This window comes from Aliiglaciecola litoralis, from assembly GCF_039523355.1.
Classification (GTDB): Bacteria; Pseudomonadota; Gammaproteobacteria; order Enterobacterales; family Alteromonadaceae; genus Aliiglaciecola; species Aliiglaciecola litoralis.
In genome coordinates this window covers 114,070-127,969 of sequence record NZ_BAAAFD010000011.1, presented here as the reverse complement: position 1 = coordinate 127,969, position 13,900 = coordinate 114,070, and the positions used below count along the sequence as shown (strand labels likewise).

General features: G+C 43.4%; 15 protein-coding genes and 1 tRNA gene. 6 read left to right on the top strand and 10 right to left on the bottom strand.

The genetic code is table 11. The annotated features are described in order from the left end of the window. The first annotated feature begins 891 nt into the window (after positions 1-891). Positions 892-1,995, top strand: coding sequence for a DUF748 domain-containing protein (locus tag ABD036_RS16645; RefSeq protein ID WP_343861959.1), 1,104 nt, complete (start codon positions 892-894; stop codon positions 1,993-1,995). A gap of 525 nt (positions 1,996-2,520) precedes the next feature. After that, positions 2,521-3,492 carry a hypothetical protein gene (locus tag ABD036_RS16640; protein WP_343861957.1) on the top strand — a complete coding sequence of 324 codons (972 nt, stop codon included), beginning with the start codon at positions 2,521-2,523 and terminating at the stop codon, positions 3,490-3,492. A gap of 154 nt (positions 3,493-3,646) precedes the next feature. On the opposite strand, the gene ABD036_RS16635 is transcribed toward ABD036_RS16640, so the two are convergent. The 3 genes from ABD036_RS16635 to ABD036_RS16625 form a co-directional block, all read right to left on the bottom strand. Further along, on the bottom strand, positions 3,647-3,997 hold the full coding sequence (locus ABD036_RS16635; RefSeq protein ID WP_343861956.1) for a Fis family transcriptional regulator: 351 nt from the start codon (positions 3,995-3,997) through the stop codon (positions 3,647-3,649). Positions 3,998-4,164: 167 nt separating this feature from the next. Continuing rightward, positions 4,165-4,413, bottom strand: coding sequence for a DUF6482 family protein (locus ABD036_RS16630; protein WP_343861954.1), 249 nt, complete (start codon positions 4,411-4,413; stop codon positions 4,165-4,167). A 49-nt stretch (positions 4,414-4,462) separates the two neighbouring features. Then, on the bottom strand, positions 4,463-5,722 hold the full coding sequence (locus ABD036_RS16625; RefSeq protein ID WP_343861952.1) for a saccharopine dehydrogenase family protein: 1,260 nt from the start codon (positions 5,720-5,722) through the stop codon (positions 4,463-4,465). Between the two features lie 88 nt (positions 5,723-5,810). Here ABD036_RS16625 and ABD036_RS16620 point away from each other — a divergent pair, with 88 nt between their 5' ends. Then, positions 5,811-6,911: a DUF2855 family protein gene (locus ABD036_RS16620; protein ID WP_343861951.1), complete on the top strand. Its 1,101-nt coding sequence runs from the start codon at positions 5,811-5,813 to the stop codon at positions 6,909-6,911. A 23-nt stretch (positions 6,912-6,934) separates the two neighbouring features. On the opposite strand, the gene ABD036_RS16615 is transcribed toward ABD036_RS16620, so the two are convergent. From ABD036_RS16615 to ABD036_RS16585, 7 genes are all read right to left on the bottom strand, one after another. Further along, positions 6,935-7,732, bottom strand: a complete 798-nt coding sequence (locus tag ABD036_RS16615; protein ID WP_343861950.1) for a formyl transferase — start codon at positions 7,730-7,732, stop codon at positions 6,935-6,937. Between the two features lie 45 nt (positions 7,733-7,777). Beyond that, entirely contained in the window at positions 7,778-7,942 is a 165-nt protein-coding gene (locus ABD036_RS16610; RefSeq protein ID WP_343861948.1) for a DUF2897 family protein, read from the bottom strand. Further along, the gene (locus ABD036_RS16605; RefSeq protein ID WP_343861946.1) at positions 7,939-8,619 is read right to left on the bottom strand and encodes a M15 family metallopeptidase; all 681 of its coding nucleotides are present in this window, start codon (positions 8,617-8,619) and stop codon (positions 7,939-7,941) included. Before ABD036_RS16605 ends, ABD036_RS16610 begins: the two co-directional genes overlap by 4 nt. A 9-nt stretch (positions 8,620-8,628) precedes the next feature. After that, the gene (dapE, locus tag ABD036_RS16600) at positions 8,629-9,756 is read right to left on the bottom strand and encodes a succinyl-diaminopimelate desuccinylase (RefSeq protein WP_343861944.1); all 1,128 of its coding nucleotides are present in this window, start codon (positions 9,754-9,756) and stop codon (positions 8,629-8,631) included. After that, on the bottom strand, positions 9,756-10,103 hold the full coding sequence (locus tag ABD036_RS16595; protein WP_343861969.1) for an ArsC family reductase: 348 nt from the start codon (positions 10,101-10,103) through the stop codon (positions 9,756-9,758). Before ABD036_RS16595 ends, dapE begins: the two co-directional genes overlap by 1 nt. A 177-nt stretch (positions 10,104-10,280) precedes the next feature. After that, positions 10,281-10,787 carry a PTS sugar transporter subunit IIA gene (locus tag ABD036_RS16590; RefSeq protein ID WP_343861943.1) on the bottom strand — a complete coding sequence of 169 codons (507 nt, stop codon included), beginning with the start codon at positions 10,785-10,787 and terminating at the stop codon, positions 10,281-10,283. After that, positions 10,787-11,170 (bottom strand): ACT domain-containing protein, encoded by a 384-nt coding sequence (locus ABD036_RS16585; protein WP_343861941.1) that lies wholly within the window; start codon positions 11,168-11,170, stop codon positions 10,787-10,789. The genes ABD036_RS16590 and ABD036_RS16585 overlap by 1 nt, the downstream gene beginning before the upstream one ends. Positions 11,171-11,399: 229 nt before the next feature. Here ABD036_RS16585 and ABD036_RS16580 point away from each other — a divergent pair, with 229 nt between their 5' ends. From ABD036_RS16580 to ABD036_RS16570, 3 genes are all read left to right on the top strand, one after another. Beyond that, positions 11,400-11,786, top strand: a complete 387-nt coding sequence (locus ABD036_RS16580) for a VOC family protein (RefSeq protein ID WP_343861939.1) — start codon at positions 11,400-11,402, stop codon at positions 11,784-11,786. A gap of 110 nt (positions 11,787-11,896) precedes the next feature. Next, a complete protein-coding gene (locus ABD036_RS16575) occupies positions 11,897-12,961 on the top strand; it encodes a patatin-like phospholipase family protein (RefSeq protein ID WP_343861937.1) in 1,065 nt (354 codons plus the stop codon). Between the two features lie 123 nt (positions 12,962-13,084). After that, positions 13,085-13,161: transfer RNA gene (locus tag ABD036_RS16570), tRNA-Val, on the top strand. The last annotated feature ends 739 nt before the right edge of the window (positions 13,162-13,900 follow it).

Below are 13,900 nucleotides of genomic sequence, written 5' to 3'. Positions count from 1 at the left end.
TTTAATGCCTTTGGCCGCTTCCTTGGCGAAAGCTTCTAATTCTTTTTTGTTCATTTGCATCTGCCTATCCTTAACTCTTACTAGAGTATGTTGTGATAGGCAGTTACACAAAATTAGTTACAGGCTCGAGGCTTCCCCTCAGCATCTTCGTTATCGAAATGCGTTATCTCCAGCATCTATCTTGGTTACCCTCCAGGTATACTTTCGTAGACTCAAATTTACTCGCGTCATCCCCACATTTACTTCGGTCATCCCCAAGTTTACTTTCGTCATCCCCACATTTACGCTCGTCATCCCCAAATTTACTTCGGTCATCCTCAAGTTTACTTTCGTCATCCCCACATTTACTTCGGTCATCCCCACATTTACTTCCGTCATCCTCAAATTTACTTCCGTCATCCTCAAATTTACTTCCGTCATCCTCAAATTTACTTCCGTCATCCTCAAATTTACTTCCGTCATCCCCACATGTTGTTAGTGGGGATCTCACAAACGAATTCCCCGTTTAATTTAAGTTCACTATTTCAAATAGCCAGTTATCGCGGAGATTAAGGTATGTGATTTCTTTTATCGACGGTGGTTTTGTGTCAATTGCTACCGTTGCACATTGATAATCTGAACTGAAGCTGATTTTACGAAGCGGATCTAAGGCAAGTTGTTTATAAAAATGTCAATTCTCTTAAAGCAGACATTTCATTGGCTCTGATCCCGCTGGTTGGTTGATCATTGCAACGACAAGCAGGAATGAATTTTGCGTGGTGTACAAAGGTTGGCTAAAGCAAACAATGTGAACACTGGATTAGTATTACCACTGGGTAAAATATTCCTTTGTTCGGTGGTTTGCGGGTAAATGTTACGCATTGGGCTTAACACTAAAACAGGAGAAATTGCGTGGATAACCGTTCGCATCAAAAAGCTTGGTACAAATCAGCATGGGTATTATCGCTAATAGGCGTTTTCTCAGTGCTCCTCATTTTTCGAATCGCAGCACCCTATGCGTTAGAAGTATATGCGAACAAAACCCTAGATGAGACTAAAGGGATAAGTGGCAGCATCGGGGATATCGACTTGCATTTGTACCGAGGTGCGTACGAAATTGAAAGCATCAAAATTTATCAGGAAAGCCTGCAAGGCAAATCTGAACCACTATTGATGGTCGATAGGTTAGACATTTCAGTATTGTGGTCAGCGCTGTTTAGAGGCAAAGTTGTTAGTGAGTTAATGTTCAGTGAGCCAAAAATTTATATTTTGGATAAAGCCGAGAAACAAGACATTGAAGATGAAGAAATTAAAGATGAAGAAACTTGGATATCACTGAGTAACTCGCTGGCCCCTTTTTCCATTGATAGGATTGAATTAAGAAACGGATCGATTCGATTAAAAAATATAGATACTGAGATCAATGCTGAAACGCGATTAAGTGATGTGAATGGCTTTGTGTTAAATATTACCAATAGTCAGGAACAAGCATCGAGACTAGCGACCTTCCACTTTGACGCAAAATTAATGGACGAGGCCACCTTGAAACTATCAGGTTCAGTCGATCCTTTTGCCCTTAAGCCGACCTTCGATTTTGACATGTCAGTTGAGCGTTTTGCGGTTAAACACATAGATGCCCTTATTAAGTTTTACACGCCCATTGACCTCGAAGCGGGACAAATTGATGGCTCCATGGAAATGCGCGTGAACGAGGGGAAAGTTGATGGCTACGTGAAAGCTGGAATATTTGATGTCACCGTTTTTTCATGGAAAGAAGACGTTGTAAATGATGGTGATAATCCATTTTCATTGTTGTTCGAGGGAATTACTGCCGCAATTAGTGAACTATTCGAAAATGATAAAAAAGACTTAATTGCTACAACGCTGCCACTATCAGGGACTATCGGCGACACTGAAACATCGACCTTAGAAGCAATTTTAGGACTGTTGAAAAATGCGTTTATAGAAGCCAATAATCTGCAAATTGATAAAAGTCTATCGTTGCAAGAGGAATAATCACCCTGTTTGATAGTACGTTTCTGCGATTTCAATATTGTTTACATTTATGCGCTAGATGTTAGGAATGTTTAACCATCCATTGGGCTTCAATTTTGACCGCAAAAATATTTTAATATCAATGGGTTGATTCATCGATTCTGCTGGCCCCAGAGATAAAAGAGATGCCACTTAATGTGCTGCGAGCCTGCGCTGCCAATCACTATTGTGCTCTTCATGGCATGCTTGCTCATTATCAACGAATATATGCTTATCGGGAGTGGATAAAGTGATGTTGAAGAATTTCCTATTTGGTAGGCCCATTACATAAGAGCAGTTGAAACAAAATCAGCAAAATATTTCTTCGCTTCTGACCTCGCAGTTCCTAACCCTGAGGTTCATTAAGCTACCTAATTCTGATGGAGTCTTTAGCGTAGGGAGAGGAATCTGCGCCATATGAGTTGTTTGTTTTTTAAACGATTGGAAGCTATGCTTTTTCCTTATACTGATATTTATTTCAATCTGATTAAGTGAAAAGGATACTTCATGAAAATTTTAATTTTTACCGCTACCATCCTAAATTTTGCATGGTGTAATTTTGTTATAGCACTTCCTATTAGTGCTTTTAGTGGCGTTGACGTAAGTAATAACTTTGTTGTGGCCGGCGGAGTGCCATTACCGCCTGAATTAGATTCACGATTTACAGCAGGGGTTTTTTCCGATTTTGGAGAGAGTGAATTAAACGCGCCAGATGCTATACCTTTTGAAGACTCTGCGGTAACCATCGCCGGTTTTAACGAAGCCAACCCCACTATTTATTATCAAACAAGCAGCGCAACGAGAAACCTAGGCGTCGAAGGTGCGGTAACAAGCAGCAACCATAGTTTGTATACGATTCGCCAATCGAGTGATGTTACCGAGCACGCGGAAAGTAGCGAAGCTTCGTCACTTGCTTCTTTAAGCTCAGAAGTTTATGAAACCCTAGCAAGCAGTTTTGTAAATAGCACAAGACGTTTCAGTTTTACTAACAATGATCAAAACGCTATTACGTTTGCTTTACAAGGCATTTTTGAAATGAACATATTTTCACTTGCTAGTGGTGCAAATGCCTTTACTGAAAGTTTTGCTTTGCTAGATCTATTCTTTGAATCTTCTAATAGTTTAGATATTCAATTTGCGGATATTGAACCTTTTATTTTAAATGAAGATAGTGATGGTGCGGAGTCAATGGTGTCGATTGACCGAGAAATTAATGTTGCCAATACGGGTCACTTAAGCATGACGGGTTATGCTAGTGCGAGCGATGGTGATGCTTTTGGAACAAGCCGAATGGCCTATGTGCTTGGGATCACTTTACAGGCAGGTGAAACTATTACAATGGCGCAAAGAACACGGCATACAACACTGGCTGAAATAAATTTGCCAGCACAAGTAAGCTCACCAGCTACTTTCACTCTAATCTTGTTAGGCATCATTGGTCTATGTGCTAGAAGGCCCTGCAAGGATACATATGGTTAGAAGATTAAATTAAACCTTTTTCTTCCGTGCATTTGCCCGCAAAATTCAGGCGGGTTTGACTTGTTTTAGATTTAACTATCTAATCTTTCGAACTAACAACTGTATGCCTAAATAGACGCGTAAAGCTGCAACTTTTAACCTTAGAATATGCCACTTAATGTGCTGCGAGCCTGCGCTGCCAATCGCTATTGTGCTCTTCATGGCATGCTTGCTCATTGTCAGCGAATATATGCTTATCGGGAGTGGATAAAGTGATGTTGATGCGTTTCAATTGGGCCGCAATCAATTCTTGCAAGTAGGCAAAATCCCCAGATTCAATAGCCTGTGTTTGATGCTCGCGAGTCTCGAAAACACAGGTGATTACCAGACTATCGGAAGCGTAGCTAGGATTGATGTGATGAGTTAGCCAAATGAAACCTTCAACGTGAAGTTTGGCCTTTTCACAGGCTCGGGTCAGCGCCTTGATTATCTTCTCTTCTTGTTTTTTGTGAGCTTTGCGAACCATGTACAACCTTGAGAGCTGAATAAAGCACAATGATACGCGATTTTTTTAAGGATGCATTGTCAACTAGCACACGCAAACTGCTGGTGGCTTATTCTGATATTTAAAAAACGTAGTCATTAGATACAATACGTTCTAACAGGCGAAAGAACGTAATGTTGGAAATATCTCTAATGCCAATCAATGAGTATTTCGAGTTTTTCGTTGGTTACCTCAAGCCCTACCATTTCTTCATAGGGAGTGCTTTGTTTGAGCCATACCTCTTCAAAGGACATATGGTTAAAGTGTGTTTTAATTTCATTCAAGCAGTGAAATGAAATAGGCTGACTGCCATTGTCGCGAACAAGTTGCTGAGATTTGTCTTCTACCGTTGACGCGAGGTACGTTCCACCCTCAATAGATTCAATGTGTAATTTCATGTGAGTTCCTATTGGTTTATAGTTGAAACGAGACAACGCCTTAGTTAGATCATTCTTTGACGACTGAAAAACTCAATCCTGCGTATTTTTGTAACCTGTCGATCAGTTTATCGCCCATCGCTGAGGCGGGAGTCCAGAAGCCGCCAGCAAGAGCTGATTTACTGATGTCTTGGGCGAGGCAAGCTGCTGCTTGGGCCAACATTTTTGCAGTTGAGCCATAACCCGGATCTTGATCACCCGTTACCTTGGTTTGGATTTTCCTGCCATCAAGGGTTTCACCAAAGAAACGTAAGTCATAATAACCTTGTTGTTGTTCTTTTAGGCTAGGCCCTTCACCGGGCTTTGGAAGAATTACCTTTTCCATAAACCAGCGTGTGGGAGGTAATGCTGCAGCGAGCATGAATCCACCTAATCCAACAGACAATCCGGTTGCATAGACACTTCCTTTGGTTCCTTTGCCCATCATCATGGCTTCATCGTAGATAAAATTTTTGCCATATGTCTTATCAAGCAAACTATTAGTGCGGTGCACGATGCGAGTATTAATGGCTGCCATCACAAAGGGCGCTATCCATGTCTGACTTGGTGGATCGAATTTCGCTGATTTCAAATTTTCTTGCCGTTGGGTAAACCCGTGATTGGCAGGGCACAGTGCGTAGGGGGTCGCTAGCAGTCGCCTCAATTGTTTGTCTGTTGTCGCTTCTTTCACTAGATTCATCATGCTGGCGATTGTGCCGCCACTGGCTGAGCCTTTTGCTGCTTTGACGCGCATGTAGATCGCTTCGCAATATTGCTCAAAACGCAATTTGGCTTGTTGTTGGGTGAACATCACCCCTAAATCTGAGGGGATAGAGTCAAAACCGCAGCAATTGACAATCCGTGCGCCTGTTGCTTGAGCAATTTTCTCATAACGCTTAAGCATTTTTATTATCCACTGCGGTTCACCGGTGAGATCACAATAGTCAGTGCCACTGGAAACGCAGCTTTTCAGCATCGCTTCGCCATAGAGTGCATAGGGACCCACTGTCGACACTATCACTTTGGTCTGTTGACATAATCGACTCAGATCCTGTTCGTTTTGAGCGTCCGCCACCAAGGTAACAAGTGCACCGGCATCAGGGCCCAACGAGGCTTTAAGCTCTAGCAGCTTTGCTTCGCTTCTGCCAGCGATTGCCCAGCGTGGACTACCTTCGGCAAGAGGAAATTGCGCGAACATATACTTTGTCATTATTTGCCCAACAAAACTTGTCGCACCGAATAAGATTATGTCGAAATTGTCCATTGATTCATTTCCATTATTTTTTGCCATTCAAAATCATGATACTCCTTTGGTGCGCTAACCACTATGCTTACAGCCTGTCAAGGTAAGGTTATTTGCCAACATTAAGGAAAAATCCATGACGTCTTTTGTTAACACCCAAGTGCAGATAAATAAATCTAACCTGAGCGAATTAAATACGCAGGTTACAACGATAGTGTCGGCAGATTTATCTGACAATCAACTTGTACTGAAAATTGATTCTTTTGGATTCTCAGCAAACAATATTACCTATGCTTTGATGGGCGACAAAATGGGCTATTGGGGCTTTTTCCCAGCACAGTCAGGCTTTGGCATTGTGCCTATCTGGGGCTTTGCCGTGGTGGTCCATTCCAATCACCCTGAGATCAAGGTCGGCGAAAAAGTATTTGGCTATTTGCCTATGGCGTCACATTTAGTGGTTACTGCGGACAAAGTGACAGCCCAAAGCTTTTATGATGTAAATCAAGCGCGTAACAGTATCTCCAGTGTGTATGACCAATACGTCCGATGTGCTGCAGATCCGGGCTACCAAGCTGACAAACAAGATTGGCAGCTGAACTTTCAGCCTTTATTCATGACGTCTTTTGTGTTGGATGACTATGTCGGTGAACGGATAACGCCAACCACCAAGCAGGTGATCATCACTAGCGCGTCGAGTAAAACGGGATATGGAGCTGCTTTTTTACTTAAGATGTTCAAACAAGACAGGGCAGCAAACTACCGAGTTGTTGGGCTGACATCGGCCGCAAATGTTAAATTTACCCAGCAAACAGGATGTTATGATACCGTGCTCAGCTACGAAGACAGCGGGCTAATCAATAATGAGGGCGGTAGTTTCGTGTTAGATTTTGCCGGTAATAAGCCACTTTTGTTGTCGCTACAAGCGCATTTAGCTGCGGCAATGCAAAGTATGATTTATATCGGTGTAACCGATGTTAAGTCGCAGATTCAATCATTTTCAGGCGATTTAAAAGGCGAGTTTTTCTTTGCGCCATCGCAAGTGAAAAAGCGCACACAAGAATGGGGAGGCGTTGCCTTTATGCAAAAGTATGCGCACGCATGGAAGGCGTTTTCCAGCCACATCGAGCCCTTGTTAACAACACAAGAAGTGAGCGGTGTTGATGCGATTAAATCTCTGTATTTAACTGGTTTACAGGGGCGATTTGCAACCGACAAAATGTACGTGGCACGATTTTAAAAGCCACATTACTGTCACTAGCGCTATTGATAATCTTTGAATATTTGCACAACTTCTTCATAGTCGACTAATGAAAGTCCGTTTTGATGGAATTGGTGCAAGGCTTCTTCATCGGGGAAGCGGTAGTACTTGCCTTGATTAATATCGATGCTGTGCGTCTTAGGTACAGATCCTGTGTCAATGCAGTCAATAGCATCTATTAGCTGCATCACACCGGCAGGATACAGGGATAAGACGTTCGATAAATATGAGCGCTGATAGTCTATGGGTTGTTCAGCAATAGATAACACGGGACCGGCATCAATTTGTGCTGAATCAATATGATGCAAGGTGGTTGCCATATTTTGCTGCCCTTCAGCCATAGCCCAGAAGGTCGCCATCACACCTCGATATTCGGGTAATTTTCCAGAGTGCAGATTGAGCACGCCAAATTCAGGTAAATCAATCACCGGTTGCTGCAATATTTGTCCAAAGCGGATAGAAACAATCAAATGGGGTTTATGAGCCGCCAGCGTTTGCAAACTCGATTGATTATTCACATCTTTGATATTGTTGGTGCGTATACCGAGTTTTTGGAAGCCAGCGAAACTGTGCAGTTTGAAATCGTGATGAGGATTATTGTCCATTAACGGGAAAACAATGTTATCCATTAAGGTTTGTTCAAAAAATTTAAGCGCTTGTAAGGGTTTAGGCCGATTCTCACCGCGTCCTACAGACTCTGAAAGCAGCACGGTGTAGGTGTGCTGAGGGGCGTTTTTGAATAGTAGATTAAGTGCGATGTTACTCGCTAAGTCACGATTAGCTAACACTGTGATACGCATAACTGCCCTCTAAAACAACAATCTAAAACCCCACCCGCTGATTCATCATGGTTTGTCATGATCCGTTTTAGGTGAGTCTGACTTTAAAGCGTCATCTTTTTTGGTCGAGGATTTCCCGAATTTCATGTTAGCACTGTATTTGAGCAGCATAATGTTGCCCACAATGATCCCCAAAGCTAATAGCAAACCTAGCACTAACCAAGTGTTCATTTTTCCAACCCATTTAACGTGTAGCGCTCGAATAGAGAGTCTAAGTATTGCAGGATCATCGCTTTACCGCCAATGTCGATTGAGGCTATTTGCATTTTAAGTGCATTAATATCAAGTTGCTTAATAATGTCGGTGGCAATAGGTCGGTAACTTAAATGCCATGCTTCTGGCGCGACGCCGCCATTATATCGATGATAGGGACGGTAAAACTCAAAGCGCTGAGCATGTTCGTCAAGCCAACAGCTGAGATCATAGCACGGACCACCAAGTTCATACTCTTGACTTACCAACTCAAAGGGCGTGTCGCAAGAGTCAACTCTTTGTTTATCATAAACGTCTAAATCAGTGCCCCAATGATGACGGCTCGCTCCTGGTAAAGCGGACCAAGTCATAATGCCGTGGATCTTCTGTATATCTTCAAGTTCATCAATATCCAGCGCTTGACCATGTATATCAAGGATCGGTTTTTGTCCCAACCACTTGCTTTGCCAAATCGCCAGTTGACGTTCAAAGCTGCGAAAACTGCTTACTAATTGCAGGTCAATTCCGTCTTTCGCCGCAGCGGCTTGCATCGCTTCAAATGCGTCTTTTACTTTGCTGATCAATCCGTGATTGTGTTGCATTTTTACAATATGAGAATCACTTACTCCCATCCATTGTTGCGCACTAAACTTCATCACAAACTCTTATTTAAGTAATAGGCGACATAAAATGTCGTAGTAAATATCAGTAAGGATATTGAGATCTTCAATCTTGACTCGCTCATTTACTTTATGAATGGTTGCATTAACAGGGCCCAACTCTATTACTTGTGCTCCTGTTGGAGCAATAAAGCGTCCATCGGATGTGCCACCGGCGGTGGACAAAAGCGTATCAGTGCCTGTTACCGACTGAATTGCTGCTTGTGTTGCCTCCACCAGTTTGCCTGAATCGGTGAGAAACGGTTGACCATTGAAGGTCCACTTGATCTCAAAGTCTAAGCCATGTCGATTGAAAATTTGATAAACCCGTTCGATAAGCTGCTTGTCGGTAACTTGTGTTGAGAATCTAAAATTAAAACACACATGCAATTCGCCCGGGATCACATTGCCAGCGCCGGTACCGGCATTTATGTTGGATATCTGGAAGCTGGTGGGCGGAAAAGACGCATTGCCATTATCCCAATGGGTTGTTGCAAGTTCAGCCAAAGCAGGAGCCGCAAGGTGGACCGGGTTTTTGGCTAAATGAGGATAGGCGACGTGACCTTGTACACCTTTTACGATCAAATCACCGGTTAATGATCCGCGCCGACCATTTTTGACCACATCACCAACGCGCTCGGTACTTGACGGCTCACCAACAAGACACCAATCAATTTTCTCATTGCGCGCTTCTAAGGTATCAATGACTTTGGTTGTACCATTGATAAAAGGTCCTTCTTCATCACTGGTGATCAAAAAGGCAATGCTCCCTTGGTGGTCTGGGTGCTTTGCCACAAATCGTTTGGTGGCCACTAGCATTGCCGCCAGACTGCCTTTCATATCAGCAGCACCGCGCCCATGCAAATACCCGTCTATTTCGGTGGCTTCAAATGGTGGCGTTTGCCAATGTGATTCAGGCCCAGATGGTACGACATCGGTGTGGCCGGCAAAGCAGAATAGGGGAGATTGATTGCCTTTTCTGGCCCACATGTTGGTGGTGTCGTTAAACACCATCGACTCAATGTCAAAGCCATGAGGTTCAAGTAAGTCAGCCATTAACTGTTGGCAACCGGCATCTTCTGGCGTCACGGATTTGCGATTAATCAGTGCAACCGTTAAGTCTTTAGTATTCATCAATTAGCAAATATTTGTTGGTACTGGTCAGGTTTGAAGCCCAAGTAGTAGTTGTCTGCATGGATCAAAACGGGACGCTTGATCATGGCCGGCGCTTCTAGCATCAAAGCCAGTGCTTTTTCGGTGTTGAGATCGGACTTTTGCACATCACTAAGTTGTCTAAAGGTCGTGCCCCTTTGGTTTAGCAGCTTGTCCCAGCCTAAATTTGCTTCTGTCGTTTTTAGCCACTGAGGGTCAAGGCCGTCAACTCGATAATCATGAAAATGGTATTCGATACTGTGGGTTTCCAACCACTTTTTGGCTTTTTTGATGGTGTCGCAATTCTTGATACCGTAAAGGGTCGTTATCATTTGTGGTTACTCTTTTTATTAATTGAGCGATGGTAAAACGTTAAGCTGATTTTTAGAGTCTATTATTAACCAAAAACGTCATTTACCATGCTTACTTGTGCAATTATCCTCACTAACACAATAAAATAGTTAAGTAATATTTAATTACTCGACACATGTTATCCAGAGTTCAGGTTAGATAAAAACACTGAAAAGTATGTCTTCGTTAGCGGTCACTTTTTTGGGCTCTAACAAGATCCCTTTGGTTTTATCACTATTTAAAATGGTCACCGTAAATCGTGGGTCTTCCATTGCATGCTTTATTTTACGTAGGTCAAACTCGATTAAAACTTGTCCTGCGAGGACTTTTTGTCCGACTTTTACATGGCCTTTAAAACCAGCACCGTAAAGCGTCTGAGACTGCACCCCACACTGAATTTGCATGCGTAGCCCATGACGATCTTTGATCCTTATCCTACTGACGGTGCTTGGTAGAGCTTCGACGATGCAGTCAAATGGCGCTATCACATGAAAACCAGACACCGAAATCAGAGCTCCTTCTCCCAGAAGCCTTTGCTGAAAAGCGGCTTCACTTGACTCATCTAAACAGGCCGCAGTGCCACTTACCGGACTTCTAATATCTATCCGCTTTCTGTGCGCGGGTAGCTTTTTCGGGTCCAGTAAACAGGAAAAAAGCGCCATTATAGGATAACTTTATACCCATCATTTTCAAGTGCGTTGGCTGCAACCTCTAAATCTTTTTGTTTAACCAAAAAGAAATCAGTTTCAAAGGTCGACACAATGAAAATACTGACTTTAGCAGCCGCCAGCACGTTACCTATTTGTGCCATGATCCCAACCATGGATAATTCCAGCGGTCCGAGAACTTCTAGCACTCGCCAATCAGTATCGGACTCGTCAGAGTCAACATGGATTGCTTGTGGAACCACGATGGAAAGTTCTTCATGAGTTTTGCCAATAAAATATAACGAAGCATTTAAAACTTGTGAGGGAATCTCAGCATTCACGGGCAAGCTGTGGATCACAAATTTGTCGGGTAATGCGGCCAACGTCTGTTTCGGCATAGTACTTCCTTAGTTGCTGGCTTATTATTTTGCGGTAGCTATGATGTAAGTCAAGCTTTACCGTCATTCAATGTTACTCCTAAGGTTATCCACTGAATCTGTGGATAACCTTGTTGAGTAAACTTTATATGTACCTTAACGCTTTGAAATATAATGATAAAAATGAGCTGTTTCAATTTTCGTCAGTTGTTATATTTGGCGAAAATTGAAGCGCTTATAAGGAGAAAAAATGTCTAATAATCAAATAGGCTCAATGGTGTGGAGTGATTTAACCGTCGAATATGCCGATCAGATTAAAGATTTTTACCAGCAGGTCATAGGGTGGAAGTCAAAGCCCGTCAGTATGGGGGACTATGATGATTATGCAATGCAGCTCCCCGAAGACAACATCGATACCGTCGGTATTTGTCATGCAAGGGGAGGGAATGCCGATTTACCTGCGCAATGGCTACTGTATTTTAAAGTAGGTGATTTAGATGCGTCTATTGCCGCTACTGAGAAAATGGGAGGCAAAACAGTGTCCTCTATGAAGACTTATGGTGGTGATAGTCGCTATATTATTATTCAAGATCCTGCGGGGGCAGTTTGTGCTTTGTTTGAGGATAACAGTCAATAAGTTTGCTTAACCAAAGGCTTTTAAGTTCGTGGTACGCGTGATTGGGCACTTGCATCTTCGCCCTTGCTTGGTACATTAGCGGCGAATTAACTTAAAGGAAGGTCAAGGTTGTGCAGGTTTTGGATCTCTATGCTGGACCAACAGCGCTTAACGAAATACAGCAACATGGACTGAATCAAGACATGTTTGATTACATGTTAGGCGCATCTGGCGGACCAAAGTGGTTTGTGCTCGCTGGACTAGATCGTGTCGTATTTAGCCAATTTTTTGCAAACCGAACTAAACCACTGAATATCATTGGCTCCTCGGCAGGTGCCTTTCGATTTGCCTGTTTCGCACAAAGTGATCCCTTGGCAGCCATTAATCGCCTCGCAGATCGCTATTCTCGTACCGAATATTCTGACAAGCCCACAGCCAGAGAAATCACGCTGTCTGGTTTGGATCTCTTAGATTACGTGTTGGGTGATAAAGGAATCTACGAGATTATTAATAATCCTATTATTAAGGCGCATTTCGTGGTTGCCCGTTGCAAAGGGCTAACTCGATTTGAGAGCAAACCATTACAAATGACTGGTTTATTAGCCAGCGCAGGCGCCAATGCGGTGAAGCGTACTTTTTTACAACGCTTTTATGAGCGTTATGTATTTACTTCGCCTACCAGCGATTTGCAAATCGTCGATCCGAATGGCATGCCAACTCACAGTGTTAAGCTTGCTAAAAACAACCTTGCTCAAGCGTTAATGGCTTCCGGCTCAATTCCTATTGTCATTGAAGGAATGGCAAATATTAATGGCGCACCCAAAGGTATGTACCGTGATGGTGGGATCATTGATTATCATTTTGATCTTACGTTTGGCCCACACAAAGGGCTGACTTTCTATCCACATTTTTACCCCAAACCAATACCTGGGTGGTTCGATAAATCGCTGAAAAAACGATTACCGCACAAGTCTAGCTACAATAAAGTTTTGATGGCGGTGCCATCAGCGGAGTTTGTGGCATCTTTACCGTTTGGCAAAATACCGGATCGAAAAGATTTTGAAACAATGGAAGCATCACAACGGATTGATTATTGGCAGACGGTGATAAAACGAAGTGATGAACTCGGCGAGGCATTTCTGTCGCTAACTCAAGACAAAGATATCGCGCAAAAGATAAAACCCTTTGCTTTTTAAACAATTGTGCTCGAATAATACGCAAACAGTAGGGTAACAGTGAAAAAAGCGCTTGAAGATAACGTAGAGCATCGTTATTATACGCGCCGCTTAAGACATTCGTGTTAAGCGTCTTTTTACAGTGCGTCCGTAGCTCAGTTGGTTAGAGCACTACCTTGACATGGTAGGGGTCGGTAGTTCGAGTCTACTCGGACGCACCATTTTCCTTTTTAGATCCAGTTGAATGCAGCGCTTCGCACCACCGTACTTTATGACCCGCGCCGAGGTCGGTAGTTCGAGTCTACTCGGACGCACCATTTTCCTTTTTAGATCCAGTTGAAAGTAGCGCTTCGCACCACCGTACTTTATGACCCGTGCCGAGGTCGGTAGTTCGAGTCTACTCGGACGCACCATTTTCCTTTTTAGATCCAGTTGAATGTAGCGCTTCGCACCACCGTACTTTATGACCCGCGCCGAGGTCGGTAGTTCGAGTCTACTCGGACGCACCATTTTCCTTTTTAGTTCCAGTTGAATGTAGCGCTTCGCACCACCGTACTTTATGACCCGCGCCGAGGTCGGTAGTTCGAGTCTACTCGGACGCACCATTTTCCTTTTTAGATCCAGTTGAATGTAGCGCTTCGCACCACCGTACTTTATGACCCGTGCCGAAGTCGGTAGTTCGAATCTACTCGGACGCACCATTTTCCTTTTTAGATCCAGTTGAATGCAGCGCTTCGCACCACCGTACTTTATGACCCGTGCCGAGGTCGGTAGTTCGAGTCTACTCGGACGCACCATTTTCCTTTTTAGATCCAGTTGAATGTAGCGCTTCGCACCACCGTACTTTATGACCCGCGCCGAGGTCGGTAGTTCGAGTCTACTCGGACGCACCATTTTCCTTTTTAGATCCAGTTGAATGTAGCGCTTCGCACCACCGTACTTTATGACCCGTGCCGAGGT

Bases quoted from the DNA above. Each gene is read 5' to 3' on its own strand.
- ABD036_RS16625 (WP_343861952.1), bottom strand. From the start codon at position 5,722: ATGGCAAAAAATAATGGAAATGAATCAATGGACAATTTCGACATAATC.
- ABD036_RS16615 (WP_343861950.1), bottom strand. From the start codon at position 7,732: ATGCGTATCACAGTGTTAGCTAATCGTGACTTAGCGAGTAACATCGCA.
- ABD036_RS16630 (WP_343861954.1), bottom strand. From the start codon at position 4,413: ATGAAATTACACATTGAATCTATTGAGGGTGGAACGTACCTCGCGTCA.
- ABD036_RS16580 (WP_343861939.1), top strand. From the start codon at position 11,400: ATGTCTAATAATCAAATAGGCTCAATGGTGTGGAGTGATTTAACCGTC.
- ABD036_RS16635 (WP_343861956.1), bottom strand. From the start codon at position 3,997: ATGGTTCGCAAAGCTCACAAAAAACAAGAAGAGAAGATAATCAAGGCG.
- ABD036_RS16605 (WP_343861946.1), bottom strand. From the start codon at position 8,619: ATGAAGTTTAGTGCGCAACAATGGATGGGAGTAAGTGATTCTCATATT.
- dapE (WP_343861944.1), bottom strand. From the start codon at position 9,756: ATGAATACTAAAGACTTAACGGTTGCACTGATTAATCGCAAATCCGTG.
- ABD036_RS16585 (WP_343861941.1), bottom strand. From the start codon at position 11,170: ATGCCGAAACAGACGTTGGCCGCATTACCCGACAAATTTGTGATCCAC.
- ABD036_RS16640 (WP_343861957.1), top strand. From the start codon at position 2,521: ATGAAAATTTTAATTTTTACCGCTACCATCCTAAATTTTGCATGGTGT.
- ABD036_RS16620 (WP_343861951.1), top strand. From the start codon at position 5,811: ATGACGTCTTTTGTTAACACCCAAGTGCAGATAAATAAATCTAACCTG.
- ABD036_RS16610 (WP_343861948.1), bottom strand. From the start codon at position 7,942: ATGAACACTTGGTTAGTGCTAGGTTTGCTATTAGCTTTGGGGATCATT.
- ABD036_RS16590 (WP_343861943.1), bottom strand. From the start codon at position 10,787: ATGGCGCTTTTTTCCTGTTTACTGGACCCGAAAAAGCTACCCGCGCAC.